The following is a 6,295-nucleotide window of genomic DNA, read 5'->3' on the forward strand; positions in this document are numbered from 1 at the left end:
CAGCCAGCTGGTCTCCGGGTCGTTGAGCGAGGTGAGCAGCAGCCGGATCGTGATCTTGCCGCCGATGCTCATCAGCCCCACCGCCGCGTAGGTGCGCAGCGCCGGGTCCCGGTCGCGCAGGAGCGACACCAGCGGCTCCTCGGCGCGCGGGTCGCCGATCTCGGTCAGCGCCACCGCGGCAAAACGCCGCACCGACGGGTCCGGGTCGCTCAGGCGGGCGATCAGCCGGTCGACCGTGGAGCCGGCCTTGAGCTTGCCGAGCAGGTAGATCGCACGCGTGAGCGAATCGCCCTTGCCGCTGTCGAGCAGGCCGGCCAGGCAGCCGATCGCCGGCTCGCCGATGTTCAGGAACGCCACGCGCAGGGTGTCCTGGAGGTCCTGTCCGGGGAGGGAGAGCATCCGGGTGATGAGGGGGCAGGAGGCCGCGGTCTTGAGGTTGCCGAGGGCGGCGATGGCGGCCTTCACCACCTCGCGGTCGGGGTCGCCGATACATGAGGCGACCGACTCGGCGAGCGAATCGTCGCCCATCCTCCCGAGCACGTCGAGGGCGCGCTGGCGAACCCGCGGCCGCGGGTTCGAGAGCAGCTGCGCGACGGCGGGGATCACGGTCGGGTCGCCGATGCTCACGAGGGCCTCCGCCGCGGCGTCCACGACGGACGCCTCGCGGTCCTCGAGCATGCGCTGCACGGCGCGCGCCGTCTTCGGCGAGCCGATCTCGCCGAGCGCGTACGTGGCGTAGAGCCGCACCGTCGCGTCGTCGGCGAACAGCGCCTCGAGCAGCGGCTGGATCGCCGGCACGCCGATGTTGACGAGGGCCTGCGCGGCGAGCCAGCCGATCTCCTCGTCGGCGAGCGCCTCGATGAGCGGGCGCACTCCCCGCGGGTCCGGGATCTTGCCGAGGGCGTAGAGCGCGTAGAGGCGGTTGTTCGGGTTGGGGTCGCGCAGCTTGCCGACGAGGACCTCGACGACCTCGTCGCCGCCGAGGTTGTAGAGCGAAGTCGCCATGTTCACGACCGAGGCGTCCTCCGAGCGCAGCGCCGAGAGCAGCGCCCCCTTGGCGCGCGCGTCGCCGATCTCGCCGAGGGCTGTCGCCGCGTACCCGCGCACGACAGGGTCGCTGTCCTTGAGCGCGCCGATGAGCGCGTCGGTCGCCGCGCGGTCGCGGATCATCCCGAGCGCAAAGGCGACGTGCTGGCGCACCTCGGGATCGGCGTGCGCCAGCAGCGGCACCAGCGCGGGGACGGCCTCGGGCGCCCGGATCTCGCCGAGGGTGTAGGCCGCGAAGCGGACCGTGTCCGTCCCCGGCGCGCGCAGCGCCTCGAGCAGGACCGGGACGGCGGCGGAGCGCATCTGCGCGAGCTGGCGCACCGCCATCCAGCGCAGTTCGTCGTCCGAAAAGAGCGAGACGAGCCCCCGCACGGCGTCCGTCGTGCCGATGGCGCTGATCTCCTCGATGATCCGGTAGCGGCCGAAGGAGCTCTGCTCCGCCGGGAGCCGCTGCAGCAGCGCGTCCACCTCGTCATCGGCGCGCGCGGCGGCGGGCGCCAGGAGCGCGGCCGCCAGCAGCACGGCGAGCGCGCCGCGCCGACGCCAGGAGGATCGGGATTCCTTGCCGGGATGCATTGCGGGTGTTATGGTAAAAATGCATTGAACTTATGTCAATGACTAATGGTTTCCGGCCGCGGGGAGGAGCCCCGATGCGCCTCCGCCGGGTGGACTGACCGCATGGACATCATCACCACGCACCAGGAGGCGGAGTTCGACTCCTTCGCCTCCATGATCGCGGCGAAGAAGCTCTACCCGGGTGCGAAGCTCGTCTTCTCGGGCTCCCAGGAGCGCGCCCTGCGCGAGTACCTGCGCGCGTCGCCGCGGCGCTTCGCGACGCTGCGCCCGCGGGCGATCGACCCGGCGCAGGTCGGGCGGCTGATCCTCGTCGACACGCGCCGGCGCGACCGCATCGGGCCGCTGGCGGAGATCGCCGGCCGCCCCGGCGTCGAGGTGCACGTCTACGACCACCACCCGGCCAGTGGGCAGGACCTCGCGGGCGCCGTGGAGGTCGTCGCGGAGGTCGGCGCGAACACCACGCTGATGGTCGAGATCCTGCGCCGGCGCGGCCTGGTGCTCTCGCCCGAGGAGGCGACGCTGCTGGCGCTGGGCATCTACGAGGACACGGGCGCGCTGACCTTCGCCTCCACGACGCCGCGGGACCTGCAGGCCGCGGCGTGGCTGCTCGAGCAGGGGGCGAACCTCAACATCGTCGCCAACCACATCGGCCGCGACCTGACCCCCGAGCAGGTGCTGCTGCTCAACGACCTGCTGCGCTCGCTGCGGCGCCACGTCATCCGCGGCGTGGAGGTCGCCGTCGCCACCGCCTCGCGGCCGGGCTACATCGGCGACCTCGCCGTCCTCACCGGCAAGCTGCGCGACATGGAGAACCTGGCCGCCGTCTTCGTCGCGGTGCGCATGGGATCGCGGGTGTACGTCGTCGGCCGCAGCCGCGTGGGGGCCGTGGATGCCGGCGCGGTGACCGCGCGCCTCGGTGGGGGCGGCCACCCGACCGCCGCCGCGGCCGCCGTGCGCGAGCCGCGCCTGGCACCCGTGAAAGCGCGCCTGCTGACGGCGCTGCGCGAGACCGTCGTGCCACCGCGGCTGGCCCGCGAGATCATGACCCACCCCGTGACCACCATCGAGCGGGCGCTCACCCTGGCGAAGGCGCGCGCCGTGCACCAGCGCACCAGCCTGCACGTGCTCCCCGTCGTCGACCGCGGCCGCTTCCTCGGGATCATCGGCCGGCCGGTGGTGGAGAAGGCGGTCCGGCACGGCTTCGGCGAGCACCCGGTGTCCGACTACATGAGCACCGAGCTGGAGACCGTCGCGCCGACGGCGACGTTCGCGCGCGTCGAGGAGATCATGCTCGACCGCGGGCAGCGCTTCCTGCCGGTCGTGCGCGCAGGCCGGCTCGTCGGCGCGATCACCCGGACTGACTACCTGCGTGCGCTGCGCGCCGAGGCCGCGCGCGCCGCCCCGGCGGGGTCCTGGCGCCGCGCGCCGCTGCGCGAGGTGCACCGCCGCGACGTGCGCGCTCTCATCCGCGAGCGCGTCATCCCGGCGCTGCAGGAGCTGCTCGCCGCGATCGGCCGCGAGGCCGACGCCGCAGGACTGCGCGCCTACCTCGTCGGGGGCTGGGTGCGCGATCTGCTCCTGCACGAGGAGAACCAGGACCTCGACGTCATGGTCGAGGGCGACGGGATCGCGTTCGCGCGACGGCTCGCCGAGCGCCTCGGCGGCCGCGTCCACGCGCACCCGCGCTTCGAGACGGCGCTGGTCGCCCTCCCCGACGGGACGCGGCTCGACGTCGCGACGGCCCGCGCGGAGTACTACGAGGCCCCCGGGGCGCTGCCGACGGTCGTCCACGGCAACGTCAAGATGGACCTGCTGCGGCGCGACTTCACGATCAACGCGCTGGCCGTGCAGCTCAACCCGGCCCAGTTCGGCACGCTGCTGGACTTCTTCGGCGGTCTGCGCGACCTGCACGACCGGGTGGTGCAGGTCCTGCACAACCTGAGCTTCGTCGAGGATCCGACGCGCGTTTTCCGGGCGATCCGCTTCGAGCAGCGGCTGCACTTCGCGCTCGGGGAGTCGACGCACCGGCTCATCCGCGACGCCGTCGCCAAGGGGCTCTTCGAGACGCTGGCCGGCCCGCGGATCTTCGGCGAGCTGGCGCTGATCCTGCGCGAGAAGAACCCGCTCCCCGCCCTCCAGCGCATGGAGGAGCTCGGCGTGCTCCGCTACGTGCACCCGCGGCTGCGGGTGACGCGCGCCGTGCTCCGCCTCTTCGGGTCGCTGCGGCGCAAGCTGGCGGCGCTCGGCGAACAGGGGCGCGAGTGCTGCTGGCTGCTGTACCTCGCCGCGCTCTGCGAGGGCCTCGGCCCGCGGGGCGTCGCGGGCCTGTGCGGGCGCCTCGTGGTCGCGCCGCGCATCGCGGCGCGCCTGGCCGTCCTCGTCGGCGAGGGCCGGCGCGTCCAGAAGCGCCTGGAGGAGATGCGGCCCTGGCGACCGGCCGCGGTGCACGCGCTGCTCGCGCAGTGGCCGCGTGAGCTGGCGATCTACGTCTGGGCGCGCACGACGCGGCGCGGCGCCGCCGACGCGGTGCGCGCCTACCTCGCGGAGGGGGCGCGGGTCGCAACGGAACTGAAAGGGCGCGACCTGCTCGCGCTCGGCTACAGACCCGGTCCGATCTTCCGCGAGATCCTCGCGGCGCTGCTGGCGGAGAAGCTCGAGGGACGCGTGCGCACCCGCGAGGACGAGCTGGTCTGGGTGCGCGAGCACCACCCGCCCGGGCGCTGAGCCCGGCGACGCCCGTTCACTTTCGTCTCGCCACTGGTGCACGTGCCCGTGCGGGCGAGGCGGTGCCGTGCGGCCGCTGAGTTGCGCGCTCGACCTGGGCCTGTCCGGCCCTGCGCTCGAAACGCATGACTCGCCCTACGGGCTCAAACATTGCGTTTCGCCCTCCGGGCCGCTCCGGTCCGGCCGCCCAGGTTCCCTCGCGCTCCACCATGCGTCCGCCCGTCACCGCCCCGCCCCCGCTCTTTGCCAGGCCGACGTGTTCATCGCAATCTCGACCGCCGGTCTGGGCAGAGCCACGGCGCGGGTGCTCACGGTTTGGACAGGGGGAGACAGCAGCGCAGCTGCGCCAGACAGGGCGAAGCGCCCACGGGTGGCAGCGCAATTCAAGTAGCGCATCGGGCGCCGCGCCGGGTCGGGCGGTCTACTTGTACTTGACCAGGAGGAGATCGTAGGCGCCCGCACCGGCCCACGTCGTTCCCACCACGTGAACGCTGCCGTCCGGCCCGACCGCGACGCCGATTCCCTCGTCGCCGAACCCGCCGTCATACATCTTGGTCCAGAGGGCGGTCCCGTCTGGGGAATACTTTCGCAGCAGGAGATCCTGGTACCCCCTGGGGGCGATTACGGAGCCGGCGACATAGACGCTGCCGTCTTCCCGGACCGCCACGCCCCGGCCGCCGTCCTGGCGGTTGGCCGGGCCGTCGTAGGTCCGGAGCCAGAGAAACCCTCCGGAAAGCGAGTACTTCACGAGGAGCATATCTATGCCGCCGTGCTCCGTGCAGGTCTTTCCGGTCACACAGATGCCGTCGGGACCCGCCGCGACCCCGAAGCCGGAGTCGCCCCACTTCGCCGCGCTGTTGAGGGCCCTCGTCCACAGAGGCGTGCCTGCGGGAGAGTACTTGCGCAGCAAGAGGTAGCCGGGGCTGGTCCCCGTGTAACCCGCGACGTACACGGCACCGAACTTGTCGACTGTCACGGCGGTGCCGAAGGTGCTGCTGGACACGAAGTTGACCGTCCGCCGGTAGGTGCGGGACCAGAGCAGGGTCCCCGAGGGCGAGTACTTGAGCAGGAGCAGCGCCCCCAGCCCGCCCACGCTCGTCGTGCCGGCCACGTACACGCTGCCGTCCCGGCCGACCGCCACCGCCTCCCCCTGATCACCCCTGTTTTCCGGATCGTTGTAGGTCCTGGTCCAGAGCGCCTCTCCTGCGGCGGAGTACTTGCGCAGCAGGACATCGACATCCTGCCCGGGGACAGACGAATAGCCCGCAACGTAGACACAGCCGTCGGCGGCGACCGCCACGCTCCGGCCCGTGTCCCACAACCCGTCCGGCCCGTCGTAGACATCGGCCCAGAGCAGGGTGCCATTCGCCGAGTACTTGCGCAGCACGAGATCGGCCTGCCCTTCCCCAACGAAGGTCTCTCCCGTAACGTAGACGCTGCCGTCCGCCGCCGCAGCGACGCCAAAGCCTTCGTCAATGCTGCCCGGCGCCGCGTTGTAGCGCCTCATCCAGCCCCAGCTCTCCGCCTGCGCGGAGGGCGGCACCGCCGCCTGCAGGGACGAGATCAGAGCAAGCATGCCGAGCGCACTCAGCCAGCGTCCGGGGCGTCTCCCATCCATCAGCGATCCTCCCCTGCCAAGCGGGTGAACTGCCACCAAAGAGACGGTGCCGCGAGTCGGGCACACGCTAGCACAGCCCGGACACCCCGCCAACCGGGAGCCGGGCTGACGTCGGTCACCGGAACCGGTAGCCGCCGAGCGCCAGGACGCGCTCGCGGAAGCGCTGCGACTCCGTGGTCTCCAGCAGCGCGCGCAACGCGGGCAGATCGAGGTGCTCCTCGGGGATGAGCAGGTCGAATTCCTCCTCCTCGAGCGGCACGAAATCCAGCCCCAGCGCGACGGCCGCGGAGCGGATGCCGAGCCCGCAGTCCGCGAGCCCGCTCTGCACGG

At 72.4% G+C, this 6,295-nt stretch carries 4 protein-coding genes; 1 reads left to right on the top strand and 3 read right to left on the bottom strand.

Annotated elements, in window-relative coordinates:
* Positions 1-1,623 (bottom strand): HEAT repeat domain-containing protein (locus VI078_06535; GenBank protein HEY5998948.1); only part of this gene is annotated, 1,623 nt, incomplete at its 3' end.
* Between the two features lie 102 nt (positions 1,624-1,725).
* Here VI078_06535 and VI078_06540 point away from each other — a divergent pair.
* Entirely contained in the window at positions 1,726-4,347 is a 2,622-nt protein-coding gene (locus tag VI078_06540) for a CBS domain-containing protein (GenBank protein HEY5998949.1), read from the top strand.
* 421 nt (positions 4,348-4,768) lie between these two features.
* On the opposite strand, the gene VI078_06545 is transcribed toward VI078_06540, so the two are convergent.
* Both VI078_06545 and VI078_06550 read right to left on the bottom strand, forming a co-directional pair.
* Positions 4,769-5,923: a hypothetical protein gene (locus VI078_06545; GenBank protein HEY5998950.1), complete on the bottom strand. Its 1,155-nt coding sequence runs from the start codon at positions 5,921-5,923 to the stop codon at positions 4,769-4,771.
* A gap of 157 nt (positions 5,924-6,080) precedes the next feature.
* On the bottom strand, positions 6,081-6,295 hold a 215-nt coding region (locus tag VI078_06550; protein HEY5998951.1), incomplete at its 5' end, for a substrate-binding domain-containing protein.

The organism is bacterium (genome assembly GCA_036524115.1).
Taxonomy (GTDB): domain Bacteria; phylum JAUVQV01; class JAUVQV01; order JAUVQV01; family DATDCY01; genus DATDCY01.

What these genes read in the sequence shown, in the direction of transcription:
- VI078_06540 (HEY5998949.1), top strand. Translation starts at nt 1,726, where the DNA reads ATGGACATCATCACCACGCACCAGGAGGCGGAGTTCGACTCCTTCGCC.
- VI078_06545 (HEY5998950.1), bottom strand. Translation starts at nt 5,923, where the DNA reads ATGCTTGCTCTGATCTCGTCCCTGCAGGCGGCGGTGCCGCCCTCCGCG.